The sequence below is a fragment of the Paenibacillus sp. VTT E-133280 genome, from assembly GCF_002264385.1.
Classification (GTDB): Bacteria; Bacillota; Bacilli; order Paenibacillales; family Paenibacillaceae; genus Paenibacillus_AQ; species Paenibacillus_AQ nitricinens.
The window spans coordinates 18,700-35,593 of sequence record NZ_NFUX01000047.1; the positions used below are offsets into that span (position 1 = coordinate 18,700).

At 41.7% G+C, this 16,894-nt stretch carries 11 protein-coding genes; 8 read left to right on the plus strand and 3 right to left on the minus strand.

Annotated elements, in window-relative coordinates; all coding sequences use genetic code 11:
* The first annotated feature begins 4 nt into the window (after positions 1 to 4).
* From CA600_RS19545 to CA600_RS19555, 3 genes are all read left to right on the plus strand, one after another.
* On the plus strand, positions 5 to 985 hold the full coding sequence (locus tag CA600_RS19545) for an ROK family protein (RefSeq protein WP_373455896.1): 981 nt from the start codon (positions 5 to 7) through the stop codon (positions 983 to 985).
* Positions 986 to 1,245: 260 nt separating this feature from the next.
* Complete coding sequence (locus CA600_RS19550) at positions 1,246 to 2,463, plus strand: MFS transporter (protein ID WP_179281670.1); 1,218 nt, start codon at positions 1,246 to 1,248, stop codon at positions 2,461 to 2,463.
* 382 nt (positions 2,464 to 2,845) lie between these two features.
* Entirely contained in the window at positions 2,846 to 4,027 is a 1,182-nt protein-coding gene (locus CA600_RS19555) for a sensor histidine kinase (RefSeq protein ID WP_179281671.1), read from the plus strand.
* 88 nt (positions 4,028 to 4,115) lie between these two features.
* Here CA600_RS19555 and CA600_RS19560 read toward each other — a convergent pair whose 3' ends face one another.
* Complete coding sequence (locus CA600_RS19560) at positions 4,116 to 5,012, minus strand: helix-turn-helix domain-containing protein (protein ID WP_094872216.1); 897 nt, start codon at positions 5,010 to 5,012, stop codon at positions 4,116 to 4,118.
* Between the two features lie 125 nt (positions 5,013 to 5,137).
* Here CA600_RS19560 and CA600_RS19565 point away from each other — a divergent pair, with 125 nt between their 5' ends.
* From CA600_RS19565 to CA600_RS19585, 5 genes are all read left to right on the plus strand, one after another.
* On the plus strand, positions 5,138 to 6,043 hold the full coding sequence (locus tag CA600_RS19565) for a DMT family transporter (RefSeq protein WP_094872217.1): 906 nt from the start codon (positions 5,138 to 5,140) through the stop codon (positions 6,041 to 6,043).
* A 120-nt stretch (positions 6,044 to 6,163) separates the two neighbouring features.
* Positions 6,164 to 6,859, plus strand: coding sequence for a response regulator transcription factor (locus tag CA600_RS19570; RefSeq protein WP_094872219.1), 696 nt, complete (start codon positions 6,164 to 6,166; stop codon positions 6,857 to 6,859).
* A gap of 3 nt (positions 6,860 to 6,862) precedes the next feature.
* Positions 6,863 to 8,107 (plus strand): HAMP domain-containing sensor histidine kinase, encoded by a 1,245-nt coding sequence (locus tag CA600_RS19575; RefSeq protein WP_094872221.1) that lies wholly within the window; start codon positions 6,863 to 6,865, stop codon positions 8,105 to 8,107.
* Between the two features lie 104 nt (positions 8,108 to 8,211).
* Positions 8,212 to 8,898 carry an ABC transporter ATP-binding protein gene (locus CA600_RS19580; protein WP_094872222.1) on the plus strand — a complete coding sequence of 229 codons (687 nt, stop codon included), beginning with the start codon at positions 8,212 to 8,214 and terminating at the stop codon, positions 8,896 to 8,898.
* The gene (locus CA600_RS19585; protein ID WP_094872224.1) at positions 8,895 to 11,555 is read left to right on the plus strand and encodes an ABC transporter permease; all 2,661 of its coding nucleotides are present in this window, start codon (positions 8,895 to 8,897) and stop codon (positions 11,553 to 11,555) included. The genes CA600_RS19580 and CA600_RS19585 overlap by 4 nt, the downstream gene beginning before the upstream one ends.
* A 360-nt stretch (positions 11,556 to 11,915) precedes the next feature.
* Here the strand turns inward: CA600_RS19585 and CA600_RS19590 are convergent, their stop codons facing one another.
* Complete coding sequence (locus CA600_RS19590) at positions 11,916 to 13,847, minus strand: ATP-dependent DNA helicase (RefSeq protein WP_256989921.1); 1,932 nt, start codon at positions 13,845 to 13,847, stop codon at positions 11,916 to 11,918.
* Positions 13,848 to 14,166: 319 nt separating this feature from the next.
* Positions 14,167 to 16,821, minus strand: coding sequence for a cation-translocating P-type ATPase (locus tag CA600_RS19595; protein WP_094872227.1), 2,655 nt, complete (start codon positions 16,819 to 16,821; stop codon positions 14,167 to 14,169).
* Between the last annotated feature and the right edge of the window lie 73 nt (positions 16,822 to 16,894).

Below are 16,894 nucleotides of genomic sequence, written 5' to 3' on the forward strand. Positions count from 1 at the left end.
CTTAATGAAGGAAATTAACCTTAACAACGTTCGTCAAGTGATGAAACGTATAAATACAGCCACCAAACCCCAGCTGGCGGCACTGACCAAACTGAGCGTAGTAACAGTAAACTCATTAGTCAAGGAGCTGCACGAGTTAGGTGAGCTGTTCGAAGACTTGACTGTACCATCAAACGGCGGTAGGCCAGCACAAACTTATCGCTACAATTACAACTTCAGCCTCGGGCTGGTCATTTATCTGAAGGATAAAGAGGGACAGGTGCTGATTTCAGCCACCGTCGTGAATTTGGAGAACGAAATTCTGGCGAAGGATGAACACATCATTCCAGTCTTCGAGAGACAATTTTTTTATGATATTATTGAACACTCTATAGCCTTGTATCCTTCTATCAAGGTTATTGGCATAGGCATTCCGGGTCAGGTTGTCAACGGCGAAATTAAAGTCAGCAGCCACCATGAGCTGACTGGCTCACGGATGATTCAAGAGATTGAGCAGCAATTTGAGTTGCCTATCTTGGTTGAAAATGACGTTAATGCAGCTATTAGCGGATATTGCATGAACCAAGGGGGAGAAGAGAAGCAGTACTTGCTTGGTCTTTACTTTCCAAGCAGGTACCCGCCTGGTATGGGGATCTATCTGAATGGAAAGATCCTTAAAGGCAATCAGGGCATGTCAGGGGAAATAAAATTCCTGCCTGACATGCCTGACTGGAGTCTGGAGATGGGCAAGGACACGTTCATCGATACTACCTGCCGGATTATCCAAACCCTGAATGCAGTTCTTGCTCCGGACAAAATTGTAATATATCAGGATAAGGTGGAGTTAGAAACCTGGACATCTGCTTGGGAAGCTTATCAGCTTCGACATCCAATGCCCATTTATCCACAGATCGTTATGCAAGATACATTTCAAGAAGATTTCGAGGCCGGCCTGCGCTGGTTGACATTGAAGTCATTGGAGCCGGATTTGGTCGAGCTCCATTAAGAGGTTGTCCCATAAGTCATGAGATGAATGACTTATGGGACAAGCCTCTTTTTTTAGGTGATCAATATGAGTATTAATCCAATTGCAGATATGCACTGCAACAAATGATACAGCTCCGGATCAGTGAATGGGTTGCTTGACAAAGGAATGGTTATATCGCATACTTAATTTATAGACTTTATAAAGTATATTTATTAAGTGTATAAATGTATTTCTTTACCCGTGCGGCGAATCATTTTTATCACGAGGGGGAAGCATGCTTGTCTACCTGGTTTTTGATTGTTATATATCTGGCTTTTATCAGTCTAGGACTTCCTGACTCTTTACTTGGCTCGGCATGGCCCGTTATCTGGCCCGAGATTGGTTCATCTCTTGGCTCGGCGGGTATCGTGTCCATGATCATTGCGGGAGGGACCATCGTGTCCAGTCTGTTCAGCAAAAGGATGGTCGAGCGTCTGGGTACGGGTAGAATCACATTGTTCAGTTGTTTCCTTACTGCGGTTGCGCTACTTGGATTTTCCATTGCTCCATCGATGCTCTGGTTTATAGTGTTTGCCATTCCACTTGGTCTTGGGGCGGGAGCGGTGGATGCGGCATTAAATCACTATGTGGCAGAAAACTACAAAGCCCATCATATGAACTGGCTGCACTGCTTCTGGGGTGTGGGGGCAACGATGGGGCCGATGATCATGGCTGTCAATCTTGTGAACTCTCAGTCATGGAGAGGTGGTTATGCAGTTGTTGCGATCATTCAGTTCCTACTCGTGATCATTCTTCTTGTGACGCTACCCCTCTGGAAGCGCGTGGCTACAACGCAGGAGAAACTGCTTTCGAAGGATGGGGAGCTGCTAGAAAATTTTCATGTTGAAGCTGCAGCAACAACGAAGCTACAAACTAACGTACTTCGTTTACGGGGTGTGAGGCCAACGCTCCTTACCTTCCTGCTGTATTGCGGTATAGAAACGATTGTCGGGCTCTGGGGTGCTAGTTACCTGGTCAGTACAAGAGAGGTCACAGCTGATGTGGCTGCACGTTGGATTTCCTTATACTATGGTGGCATCACAGTTGGCAGGTTAACAACTGGATTCATCGCATTAAAGGTTCATAACCGCTTTCTTATCCGTTACGGTCAGTTGGTAACCATTGTAGGTGGTGTAATACTTTTATTACCGCTGTATTCGTCCTTATCGCTGTTCGGATTCCTCTTGATCGGTATCGGTCTGGCGCCTATCTATCCGGGTCTTCTGCATGAAACACCTTCCCGATTTGGCAGAGAGAATTCAGCCCGATTGATAGGCTACCAAATGGCTGTAGCGTACACGGGAACAACATTAATTCCACCACTGTTCGGATTTTTAGCTGTACACACAAGCCTAGATCTATTCCCCTTTGTTGTGTTTACCCTACTAACATTGATGTTTTTGAGTACAGAGACGATTAATAGATTGCTGATAAAACCCACGCAAGGGAGGGGATGAAGAGATGGTTTATATCATTTTATGCGCAATCATCTGGGTAGGAGTGTATTTGAATCTAGCCGCATCAAAGGAATCGATGGATGTAAAGCCTATTCGTTCCGTGAATGATCTGTTTGAATAACCAAGGAGCAACGTAAAAAGCATCTGATCCTAGATCAAATGCTTTTTTTGATAGTGCAAAGACTATATCGTTTCAATTGCAACACCCCAAACCATTCCGTTACAGGCGGAAGAGCTTGGGGTGTTGCACTTTATATAGCGCTTATAATTATAAATGGAGTAAAACTATTGGTTTTGTGAAATATAGTGACTTACTGTTTCTTTTGAAGCAGGAAAATATACATATATATTGAATACAAAACAACAAAGAGGGAGGATGAAAATGTCATACAGAGCCAATGCATTACGTTCGTCATTAACCCTAGCTGTTCCAATTATTTTAGACAGGCATTACCATTCTATAACTATGAAAAATATCGAATCCACTTGGTTTGTAGAGACGCATAAGGAATTGTTAGATTCAACATTCAGCACGATATTAATGAGTATGATAGAAGGACTGTTCTTGGATTCCTTTGATTACGACCAATACCTAAACTTACTAGAAAAAAAGGGGTTTGAACAAGGGGTTTATACTGCAGAAATATTTGGCGATCATTTTGATATCTTACTTGAAATGAGCAAGGATTTAAACTTAATCGCTCAGAATATTATGTTTAAGATCATTGAAGAGATAGAAGATGATTCTACGACCCGATTGTTTTTTTATAATCGTTTAATGGAAAGCAACTGGACTGGTTTTACGGGCTTTGCAACGGGTTATTTATCTAATAAAAATCAAGAAATTGATAATTTGCATGAACAAAAAATTGCAGTTATGGGACAAATGGCTGCTGGTATGGCACATGAAATACGGAATCCGCTTGCTTCGATTAAAGGATTTGCCCAGCTTGTAAACAACAGGCTATATGAACCGGAGATCAAGGCGGATGAATTGCGTGCGTATCTGGATATAACCATCAATGAGATTGATGCTCTGAATGGATTAGTAACAGACTTCTTAGTATTAGCTCGAAAAGGTGATAGTACGAAGAATAATGGCGTAGTATTTAACGTTATTGAAGTTATACATAGAGTTAATAACATCGTAAATCAACTCATACTTAGTGATGATATTATTCTTTCCGTGGAGTATTCTCTAGAGAAAGTAATGACGTATGGAAACCCCTCTCAACTAGAACAGGTAATCCTTAACATTTTAAAAAATAGTATCGATTCATTCACAGCATTTAGAGGCAGAATAGACATTACAGTTAGCACCGCTAATGACACTAACGAAATTATACTTATTTTTAAAGACAATGGAGAAGGAATTCCACTGGATAAACTAAATCGAATATTTGACCCTTTCTTTACAACCAAGCAAAAAGGGACAGGAATTGGATTATCAATTTGTAAACAATTAATAGAAATGTATGGGGGACAAATTAAGGTAGACTCAGAAGTTCAGGTAGGTACTAGCGTGATGGTCACTTTACCTTGGGCAAATGATTATCACATTTGAGGCTACGAACAATTTGAATGATTGAAGGGGACTGCTTACTTCCAGGATACCTATGTGACGGATGCCAGCAGTTATTATAATGAAAGTTTTAAGTATAATACGTTATCTTCTTCTGCTTCTTATAGGCTAAAGGTGTCATGTTCATTGATTTTCTAAATTGACCGATGAAATAGCTTGTGCTATTAAATCCTATCTGATAGGCAACATCCGTAATATTATATTCGGGTTGTTGCAGTAAAATAAGGCTTTTTTGAATACGGTACTCCATCAAATAATTCATAGGTGTCTTCTTTAGAAAGCGTTTAAAATATCGGCAACATTCGGACCGGCTTAATTGCCCAGCCCTTGCGATATCCTCTAAAATGATTTTTTCAGCAAAATGGTTATGGATCCAATGCAGCATTTGCTTCATTCTGTGGTTCTTCAACATATCTGCTTCTTTGTACTCTAATTTAAAACCGCTAACCACCAAGCTTCTCCATATGTGAGTTAACTGCATTGTAATATCTATTTCATATAATGCTGGACTTTGATCGATCAGCCGGTCAATTTCCAAAATCGCGTCAAGGATGTTTTTTGCCCAACTTTCCCTTGCGGACAGGATGATATAGGATAAGTTAGTTGCTTCGATATAAGGATATACATAAGTCCGAAAGAGCTCTTGAGAGAGAACGAAACTAGGCGAAACATTTAAGCAAATATACTCACATTGTGAGTGGTTATCATCTTTTGCCAGGTGCAGGCAACCGCTATTAATAAAAATTCCGTCACCTACGTCCAGCTTCACTTTTTCGTCTTGGATCTGAAAAATGGCTTGACCCTTCATGATAACAACAAATTGAAACTCTTCATGCCAGTGCATAGGGATATATCCATTTAGGTTTTGACGAATAGTTGTGCGATAGCATGCGATAGGTAAGACTGTAGTTCGATGTTCTGTCAGCTCTTTAAAATTTTGACCAATCTTAAAGTTTTTCGTTTGCATCCATATTACCTCAAATCTCAATATGCTTATATTTTATGATTTGATCCTAGTATATATTTAAAGCTTTCCTCTTTATTATAGTGTAAGTAAGCTACTTTTATAATACTTTGATGGAGAGTTGACATATGAATAAAGGAAGAGGAATATTTTTCATCATTACTGGAGCGGTTTTTTGGGGAATCGGAGGAACGGTTGCAAAAAAGCTATTCCAACAATACGGCATCGATATGGGCTGGTTCGTTACAATCCGTCTACTCATCGCAGGATTACTGCTTCTAATTGTTCACATTTTAAAAAAAGGTGCTACTGAAATTTTTGAGATCTGGAAAGATAAAAAATTATCATTTCAACTTTTAATTTTTGGATTAGTGGGTATGCTTGGGGTTCAATATACCTATATGGCTTCGATAGAAAGTGGAAACGCTGCTGTAGCTACGTTATTGCAATATTTAGCTCCTGTAATGATTATTTTATACTTATTAGCCCGCAAACAATCAATTCCCACAAGGAAAGATATGTATACAGTTTCACTCGCTTTGCTGGGTTGTTTTTTCTTGTTAACTAATGGCTCATTGTCTCAATTATCTGTACCCTCTGATGCAGTTGTTTGGGGAATACTATCCGGGATTGCCCTTGCATTCTATACCTTGTATGCTGTTCGCTTTCTTGAAAAATATGACTCAGTAGTCATTGTTGGCTGGGCGATGCTGATTGGAGGAGTTGCGTTAAGTTTTGTTCACCCTCCTTGGCAGATGAATATTAAAGGCTTACCGTTAGAAGCCTGCTTATATTTGATATTCGTCATCGTTTTTGGAACGATGCTTGCCTTTTGGTTTTATATTGAAAGCTTAAACAGCTTATCTCCCAAAGAGTCCAGTCTTTTGGGAAGCTTGGAACCGTTGGCGGCCGTATTAACAACCGTATTTTGGTTAAAGGAGCCTTTGGGATGGTTCCAATGGATTGGAACGTTTTGCATCCTTGCAATGATTCTTGTCTTAGCTTTTAATAGAGATACTTCATCAAATAGGTGATAGGTAATTATGGCATATCTTGAATAATGATTAAATGATGTGAAATGATATAGAAATATTTTTTCTGCAGGACAGCAAGTAAGCTTTCTTTAAAATGGTCTAAGTTAAATGAGGTGCACAATGAATCGAATTTTACTGGTTGAAGATGATGAAAACTTGGCATTTGGTATCGAATATACCTTAACGAGTGAAGGTTATACGGTCGTAGTTGCTGGTAGCATAAAAGAAGCCAGAAAAGCATTAAAGACAGTTGCCGTCGATTTAATTTTGTTAGACGTCAATTTACCTGATGGTTCAGGGTATGACCTATGCAGGGAAATCAGGGTATCCTCTCAGAACCCCATCATATTCTTGACGGCTTTGGATGAAGAGGCAAATGTTGTTGCCGGTCTGGACTTGGGAGCGGATGATTATATGACCAAACCAATCCGAACCAAAGAACTTATCTCCAGAATGAAAGCCGTATTAAGGCGCAAACCCAAGCTTAAGGATGAAGTGGATAGATGGATATCTGATGATATTGAAGTTCGGGTTCTCGAAGGAACTGTTCATAAACACAATCAAGAGCTTTTGTTAACTGGGCTGGAATATCGATTGCTGTTGATGTTAATGACTCACCCCAAACAAATTTGCAGCAGAAGCAGCATCCTTAACAGTCTATGGGATATGTCAGGAGATTTCATTGATGACAACACCCTTTCGGTCCATATCAGAAGGTTAAGAGAGAAAATTGAGGATAATCCTGCTGCTCCGAAATATATTATTACTGTACGAGGGGTTGGATATAAATGGAATGCAACTGTTATAGGGCGATAAAGCATGAATGAATTTGTCCGAAATCCAGAGTGGAAGTCTATCGTCGTTAAAGTCATTATAATGCAAGTTATGTTAGCGGTTCTTATGTTCTTTTTTATGAGTCATCAAGTCGACCAGATAAATAAGGCCGTGGTTAATCAGAATGCTGCGCTGATAGGTTTCGTTTTGAAGCAAGTTCCTCAGTTAGAAAACGAGATTATTCCTTTTATCACTCAAGGGGCGAAAGAAAATGAAATCTTAGAGGGAAAACGAATTCTGGCGCAATATGCCTATAAGGAAGATATGTCCGAAAGAGATCAGCCTGTACTCGCGAATAATGCTTTACCCTTGATAACAGCAAGTCAAGTTTTGCTATTAAGTATTCCATTTCTACTGTTATTGTTATGGGAATACCGCAAAATATTTAGCAAAATTCGAACCATATCCTTTGCCGCGGAGCTAGTTGTCGAACATCATTTTGATAAGCAACTTCCGGAAAACGATGAAGGGGACTTTGGCGCATTAGGACGGAACTTTAATACGATGGCTGAAAGGTTACACAACAGTCTTGGGCAACTCAAACAAGAAAAAACATTTCTGCGCAACCTGCTCTCCGATATTTCACATCAACTCAAAACACCTCTAGCATCCCTCATCGTTTTTAATGAAAATTTGCTGAATGACCCTCATATGAAAAAAGAAATGAGAATGAAGTTTCTGGAACGGAGCCGACAGCAGCTAGAGCGAATGGAATGGCTGATCATTAGTCTATTGAAGCTGGCACGAGTAGAAGCCGGTGCAATTAAGTTTCGTAGGGAACGCATCCTGGTAAGGGAAGTGATCGATCATGCGGTACAATCGCTGCGAATATTATCCGAGGAAAGAACGCAGAAGATCCGCATATATGGCGACCAACAAATGTACGTTTGGGCAGATGAAGAGTGGCTGACTGAAGCTTTTATAAATTTAATTAAAAATGCACTGGAGCATTCGCCAACAGAGAGCAAAATTGATATTACTTTAGAAGAAAATTCATTGTTTAAAACGATACACATTCAAGATCATGGGGAAGGCATTTCCCCAGAAGATTTGCCTCACATATTTGAACGGTTTTATCGAGGCGGAAGCACAACAAAGTCACAAAGTATTGGCATTGGCCTATCTTTATCTAAGTCCATTATTGAAGAACAGGGTGGTATAATTACCGTTGCTAGTGAACCAGGGCAAGGGGCGAAATTCAGAATTTCGTTTAATAAAGGGGATAGATAAGGGGAAGCTTACGATAACGTAAGCTTCCCCTTCACTTTATTGTAAGCTTGCATGTTTATAATAACAAACATGCAAAGTGAAGATAAGCTCAGGAGGAAAACAAAGTGGAGATACTGAAAACTGTGAATTTATGCAAAACTTATGGAAGTGCAGAGGCGAAGGTGGATGCTATAAAAAACGTCAATTTCTCCGCTCAAAAGGGGGAATTTGTTGCTATCGTGGGGGCAAGTGGATCAGGAAAGAGTACTTTAATGCACCTTTTAGGTGGAGTAGACCAGCCATCTAGTGGACAGGTCATCATTGATGGAACAGATCTTTATGCCAAAAGCGAAACGGAACTCGCCATATTCCGAAGACGAAAAATAGGCTTTATTTTTCAATCCTACAATCTGATTCCGGTTCTATCCACGGAGGAAAATATCAAATTACCGATGTTATTGGAGAACAAAAAAGTAGATGAAGGCTATGTGCAGGAACTGATGGGTATCTTAGGTTTGTCTAAACGAAAACACCATCTTCCATCCGAATTGTCAGGTGGACAACAGCAAAGAACGGCCATTGGCCGTGCGCTAATTAATAAACCTTCGATTATTTTAGCGGATGAACCTACCGGAAATCTGGATAGTAAAAGCAGTAAAGAAATTATGGAATTACTTGTGTTTTCTGTGAAAAAATACAATCAGACGTTGATCATGATTACCCACGATCTGGATATTGCTAAAACTGCAGATCGAGTGGTAAGAATTGAAGACGGAATACTTCACCAACCAAATGAGGTGAGTGAACGTTGAAAAGCTACACAGCTCTAACTGGAAAATACTTAAAGGGTCAGAAAAAAAGAACGCTGCTTACGATCTTCGGTATTATCTTGTCGGTTACACTGCTTACGTCCATTGGAACGATCGGGATGAGTTATTGGGATAAATCAATCAGACAAACTATGCGGGACTTCGGAGATTATCACGTCTCCTTCAATGGCATTTCAGGAGAAGCGGTCTCGAAAGTGAAAAATAATTCATCCGTAAAAAGTGCTGGCATCATTAGTAGAGAAGGATATACTGTCATTAAGGAAACAACAGAGAAGGAAAAGCTGGAAGATCCGTATGCCGCACCCTACCGGTACATGAATGTTAAGGGATATGATGCAAATGCAATAAACATGCTTCAGGTACAGCTCGACTCGGGAAGGATGCCTAAAAATCCTAATGAAATTGTCCTTTCATCACCGAGTTTGAGTTACTTTTCAGAAAAACCGAAACTTGGCGATACGATATATCTGAAGCTTGGGATTCGGAAGGTTGCGTCCACCGGAGAAGACATAAAAATTAACGGACTTGGTGATTTTGGTTGGGATCTTGACGAAGCCTTCCAAGCTCAATCCCAAAAAGAATATACCATCGTCGGTTTTATGAAGCCGCCAACGGGGAATTGGTCTTCCAGTTACATCTTTCCTGCTATTACTTTCGATGATCACAAGACCATCGACAACAATAAAAAGCACTTCGTTTACGTTAAGATGAAATCTTTGAATGACATTCAGAAGAAAACGGAAGACATGATGTCCTCACTCTCTTTGCAGATGGATAAAGTCGAGGTCGGTTCTGCTCAGCAACTGGGAAAGGATTATTCCAGGATGAACGTGAGAATAGAGTACAACAACGAACTGCTTAAATTGTATGGCAAGAGCACTTATGAGGGTGTGAATCACAGCTTAATCCTCGCGTTCGCTGCTATCATTACAATTATTATGACTTGCACGATTGCCGTAATTTATAATACTTTCCATATTTCTGTACTGGAACGGATTTCACAATTTGGCATGTTGAGATGCATCGGAGCTACACCAACCCAAATTCGTAAAATTGTGATGCAAGAAGCGACGCTGCTGAGTTTAATCGGCATACCCATCGGGCTTCTTACAGGAACCCTTTTTATGAAGTTATTGTTCTACTATATCAGTTTGTTAACGTTAGGTTTCTTAAAGGATATGAGAATGGTCATTTCCATGCCGATTCTGATCTCAGCCGGGGTGTTGGGCTTGCTGAGCGTATTTATTTCCGCCATTCGACCAGCAAAACAAGCAGCTCGCGTATCTCCCCTAGAAGCGCTTAAAAGTACAGGGGGAACGAAGGTTGAACATATCACAAAGGTCAAAAAGGCCCTTTTTGTTAAAAAGCTATTTGGCTTCGTAGGGCAGTTCGCCAGCAGAAATTTACAGCGGAACAAGAATCGTTTCCGGATCACAGCCTTTTCCATGATTATTAGCATAATTTTATTTATTGTCTTTAGTGGATTGGTTGAGTTCATGCAGCAATCAACACAGGTCTCAGGTGCGCAGTATTCTTATTCGATTTCCTACGATGGTCCTTCAAAACGCATAGATGATACGGTGTATCAGCATGTTGCCCAGCTTGATGCTGTTGAGCAGGTCTATAAATTTTACAGTAATCAAGTAATGGCAATTATCCCTAAAGATAAGGTCAATCCCAAATATTATGAATTAAGAAAAGATCGATATGTCGTTGATGATGGAGAGGGATATCGAACAAGTAATAACTCCTTTGTGTCCTATGGGGACAATGGATTGGATGATCTGCAATCAAAACTCACGTCCGGGAAGATCGACAAGGAGCAAATGGACCGGGAGAACGGCGTTATCATACAACAAAAAATAAGTGTGCTTACGGATGAAGGAAAACAGCTGATTATCGATTCAACCCAATTTAAAGTTGGGGACCGCATCAAAGTTCGAACATTTGACAGAAGCCAAAAAGGATACCAAACCGTGACAGTGGTAGGAATCGTCGATCATGATTTGTTGTCGGAGAAATATAACGGTAGTGAAGTTCTTTCTTTCATTACGACTCCTAAAGTATATTCCAATATTATGGGTACCGACGCGTATTCCAGAATGTTTATTCTTGCTAATCCTGATGTATCGAACCAAGCAATCACGGACTATTTAAAATTATTAAATGTTAAAGACGCTGGATTTAACTATCTTGATCGAGTGACGGAGGTTGCTCAAGCTAAAAACGATGCAATAACTTTCAGTATTTTGCTTTACGGTTTTATAGGTGTTATCGTTTTAATTGCTTTCCTGAATATTATCAATACAGTAAGTACGAATCTTATTCTTCGTACAAAAGAATTTGCAACCCTTAAGGCCATCGGCATGACCCAGCATGAAGTAAGGAAAATGATTATTTTAGAAGGCATATTTTATGGTTTGTTTGCCGGCGTTATCGGAATTATCATAGGTACGTGTCTGAATTACGGAATACACTTCCTTTTTGGAGGTGCTTTGGATACAGATTGGGTGTTCCCGTGGTACAGTATCGGCATCGCTTTTGCCGGTTCGATGATTACAACCTTCCTCGCAACGATTGGGCCGATGTATAGATTGAATAAAGTGAGTATCGTTGATGCTCTACGGAGGGAAAATTAGGGAGGAGCATATCTTTCGGCTTGGGTGAATTTGATGGTGCTCAATTTTGCAGTATTGCAAAATTGGGCACTTTTTAGGTGCGCTAGGCATTCGCTACAAGTTTGGCGGAAATCACATTTAAGGCAGGAGACCCGCCGGATGAGCTTGCTTAACAAAGCAAAGTCCAATACTTTCTAAATCCCATGATGTAAATAGGTTAAATAGTCCCTAATATTAGAATACGCCAATGCAGATTATAATGCCAAACCTGCGTATTTATTAGCGGTGCGGGTATTCAAACATAAAGTAGTTTAATTGCCTGATAACGTTACAGGGTTTAGAAGCGACTTATCTGCGGATGGGTTACTTTTTTTCATCTCTCTACGTATCACTAAGTTGTATCTCTTTTTCTTTTACAAACTTCTCCAGCACTCTAAAATCCTCGGTAACCTTTTTAAAGGGTAAAGAGTCCAGTGCCTTATCCCTGTAATCCTTTTTCGCAGCAGCAGACAGACGGGAATCAAGTATGCTGAGTACACCAAGGTCAGTCTCACTACGGATCAGTCGCCCGGTTCCTTGTCTTAACCGAAGCAGCATGTCCGGTACAAAAACGTCATTTAAGGGATTCTTTGCCAAAGATGCTTTATATTCATAGACAGGATCGGAAGGAACAGGGAAGGGCAGACGGAAAATAATTAACTGCGACAAATCAGAACCTTCGATATTCACGCCTTCCCAGAATACACCGGTACTAAGTAGGACGCCTTTACTGCCACGAAATTCAGCGATCACTCCGTCCTGAGACGATCCTTCTCTTTGAACATGCACCGCCCATGCAAGCTTCTCGGATTTTAACTTATTATGAATGTATCTCATATCTTCCTTCGCTGAAAAAAGAACCAATGTCCGTCCGTCCGTTAAATTACAGAGCCTCAGCATTTCCTTGTATGCCGCTTCAAGATAACCTACCTTGTTCTGATGGTTGTAGTAAGGGATATCTTTAGCAATATATAGCATGGTGTGGTTGTCATAATCAAACGGCGAAGCCTGGCGCTCCATATAATCTCCCTTGTAACCGAGCGACTGCGTCAGATATGCATATTGTTCCTCTAGTGTTTCCCCGGTTTGGCACATGGTGGCTGACGTTAAAATAACAGATGTCTTCCCGTTAAATAAGGTATACCTAAGAAACTGGCTTATGCCTTTAGGGCAGATACTAATAGTGGCCTCACGCTGGGTATTGCTTCCCCAAATCAGGTAGCTATCCTGTACTCCGGCGAGTACATCAAAGAGATCTATAAGTCCGTTCATTGCTTCAAAAAGATTATCGATCTCTCGCTCATGCTTGGAAGTTAAGACGGATAAGCTGAGACTAAACTCTTTCAAAACCTGAGTCCCCCGCTTTAACGGAATCCCTGAGATCTCCGACACTTTTATCCGGTCATTATCTTGCTTGGCTGTTTGCAGCAAATCCGCCTCTACCTGTTTGAAAATATGACCCACGCATCTTTTTAAAAATTTAAATTGCGGTAAAAGGCCGTTATCTGCGGATTGTTTGAAGAGAATCTGTAAGGTGTCATCCAGAATACGGCAGGTTCCCCGGTATGTAAACTCGAGCGTTCTAGCATCTCTAACCTTTGCTTCCAGATTATGAGCTTCATCAATTACGATCAGAGCTGGCCGTTCAGTGATTAATCCCTTCGTTCCTTCTTTTTTCTTGATCAAATCACGGATGAGCAGGTCCTGGTTGACAATAATAAAATCCATGTCGCTGGCGTCGGCGTTAATCTTTGCTCTCATTTCGTAAAATGAACAGGTGCTTTTATAATGGCATCGTTCAAATTTACAATCATTCACACAAACATTAGACCATACTGCATCACTAACCCCGCCCTTAATATCTGCTCGCTCATCAATGTCATAATTTACAATACGCTGGGCGAGCGCAGACAGAGGAGAGCTTGAATCATCAGGTTGTAAAAGGTCTGTTGCCCTGTATCGGCAAGCATATTGCCCCATGCCTTTTCCGACTACGGAGCGAACCGATGTAAATCCGAGCCGGCTTCCAATGAATCTCAGATCTTTATGAATCTGTTCTGAAAGCTGTATGGAGGATGTTGCAATAATGATCGGTTGCCTTGAGACTTGGTTAATGAGCAGGCTGGGAATGAGGTATGCAAAGGACTTACCGATGCCGACTCCAGCTTCAATCATTGCGTTTCTACCATCAATATAAGCATCAGCGATATCCAGAGACATATCTTGCTGGCCGATCCGCTCTTTAAGTCCAATCCTGGGAAATCTATCATACATCCGAAAGATGGCATTGACTAAAGAGGGTTCGATGTCCTTTTTTAGCTCCCGCTTCTGTAATTTATATAGATCACTTAACCAGCTAATAACAACCGCCCCATTTCACTATCAATTTTCTTCCAGTCCCAGTTTTTTGGGTGAGGTTGTAATTATCGTAGATGAAGCGCTAACAGTCAAGTGTCAGAATATAAAATAATGATTTTAAACCCTGTTCATCTAATCATAATACAGATGCTTTAATCTAGATCTGTAAATGACAGAAGAACAGCGATTCTCCATCCTTGGAGAATCGCTGTTTTGTCTTTTTGTTCAATTGTGATCAAGAAGCTGATTTAGGAGTAAACGCTCTGCGAACAATCTTCGTCAATTCCATTAGAATGACGGCACCGAGTGCCAGACCGCTTGCAATCAGCCAATCGGACATTCCGAATGAAGCCGGAATCGAGAAGATTTCTCTAACCCCTGGAAGAACTGCAATGCCGTAAAAGGCAAAGCAGACCAGAACGGCTCCGATGACGTATTTGTTGCTGAAGAACCCAGCTTCAATAGCTGTTTGACTGTTCGAGCGAGCGGCAAAGGTCTGAAGCGTACGAGACAGGATCAGGGTTGTAAATGCCATGGCCACGCCCATATCAGGGGAATGCTGGAGTCCGATATACAGGGATATAATTACGGCGATACCTATAAGTAGACCACGAGTAATAATAGCCTGCATCATTCCTCCGGCAAATATACCTTCCTTCAGTTCTCTTGGATTTCTGTTCATCACGTTAGGTTCAGGTTTCTCCATACCAAGAGCAATGGCGGGCAGTGAATCATTCGCCAGATTGATAAATAGAAGCTGAATCGCTGTGAAGGGATTAATCCAGTCGAAGATCAGGGCAAACAGAATGGCGATAATCGCACCCAGGTTGCCTGAAAATAAATAGGCGATCGCTTTTTTGATATTGTCGAATACCGTTCTGCCCACAGATACAGCATTCACAATGGATACAAAATTATCATCGGTCAAAATCATGGCAGCCGCGTCTTTAGCAACGTCAGTTCCACTACCCATGGCAACACCGATGTCTGCTTGCTTCAATGCAGGTGCGTCATTTACGCCATCACCGGTCATGGCTGTGATTTTGCCTTTTCGCTGCCACGCCCGGACAATTCTGATCTTATTCTCCGGGGAGACTCGGGCGTACACACCAATCTGCTCAAGCTTATTATCCAGTTCTTCGTCGGACATGGCATCAAGCTCTTGGCCGGTTACGGCAATTTCTTTCTCCGTCATAAGGCCGATATCGCGTCCGATCGCTTGGGCGGTTGTCTTATGATCACCAGTAATCATGATGGTCCGAATTCCAGCCTTCTTGGATTCTGCGATCGCGCCATAGACAGCTTCCCGGGGGGGATCAATCATAGCTGTCAAGCCTACGAGCACCAGGTTTTGTTCATCCTCAAGGCCCACTTCTGTGACCGTATTGGGTACGGTTTTGTAAGCATAGGCAAGGACACGTAGTGCTCTGCTGGAGAATTCCTCATTGGCTTCAATGAAACGATTAAGAACCTCCGGTGTCATCGGCACTTCTTGTCCACTTAGTAGTACATGCGTACAAAGACTAAAGAGTACATCTGGTCCGCCTTTGGTGATCACTGCTTTTTGTCCGTTAAACGTGTGTAAGGTCGTCATCAGCTTACGGTCCGAGTCAAAAGGAAGTTCGGCTTCACGAGGGAAATTGTCGCGTATTTCCTTGTAATCTTTATTTATGCTGTTACTGAAGGCAATAAGTGCCACCTCAGTTGGATCGCCTAGTTCTTTACCATCCTCATTAATGTTAGAGTCGTTACAAAGCACGGCAATGTGTAGGAGGCGCCGGGCTTCCTCAGACCATTCTTCGGGCTCTTGATTGAATTGATCACGATCACCTTCCGGTAAAAAGTAATCTACAACCGTCATTTTATTTTGGGTTAGCGTACCGGTTTTGTCCGTACAGATGACACTGGTTGATCCAAGTGCTTCGACGGCTGGTAGCTTACGAATAATCGCATGCTGCTTAGCCATTTTATTCGTACCTACGGATAAGACAATCGTTACGATCGAGGATAGGGCTTCAGGAATAGCGGCGACTGCCACAGCGACTGCAAACATTAGGGCATTCAGGATGGCTTCCGTGGTATCTACTGTATCATTCGACAGCCAAACACGTCCGGCTTGGATGGCAAAGATCAAAACGGACAGCACGATAATCGCTACACCCAGCTGCTTGCTAAAGGTTTCGAGCTTACGCTGTAGTGGCGTCTGCTTGGCTTCGGCGCTCTCAATGAGTTCAGCGATTTTGCCGATTTCGGTTGTCAGTGCAGTTCCTGTTACTACAAGAGTTCCACGGCCATATACAACCAAAGAACCGCTAAACGCCATATTACGACGGTCTCCGAGTGGAGATTCCTTCGCGATGGGATCCGTATGCTTCTCTACAGCTTCGGATTCTCCGGTCAGCATGCCTTCATTGATCTTCAAGCTTCCCGATTCTATGATGCGGCCGTCGGCAGGTACAAAATCTCCAGCCTCCAGTAATACGATATCACCGCGAACAAGCTCTCTGGCAGGGACGGTTTTTAAGGCTCCATCCCGCAACACTTTAGCCTCGGGTGCTGACATCTGCTGCAAGGCATCGAGTGAACTCTCTGCTTTACGAGTTTGGATGACACTTATAACTGCATTGAGAATCAACACGAGGAATATGATAAGCGACTCCATAACTTGACCCATAATAATCTGGACAATAGCCGCAATAAGCAGTACGACCACCATAGGGTCCTTGAAATTTTCAAGGAAAAGCTTCCAGAGGGGGTCTTTTTTCTTTCCTTTTAATTCATTGTAACCATCACGTTCCAGTCGTTTGTCGACTTCTGCCGACGTAAGCCCGTTAGTTGTACTCTGCACTTCCTGTAAACTGTCTGTTACATTCTTGCGGTAATACTCCACTAATGATAGCTCCTCTCCGCTGTGCTGTGTCTTTTTTTTAGGTCTCATAAGCTTCGATTTACTGCATAAGTGC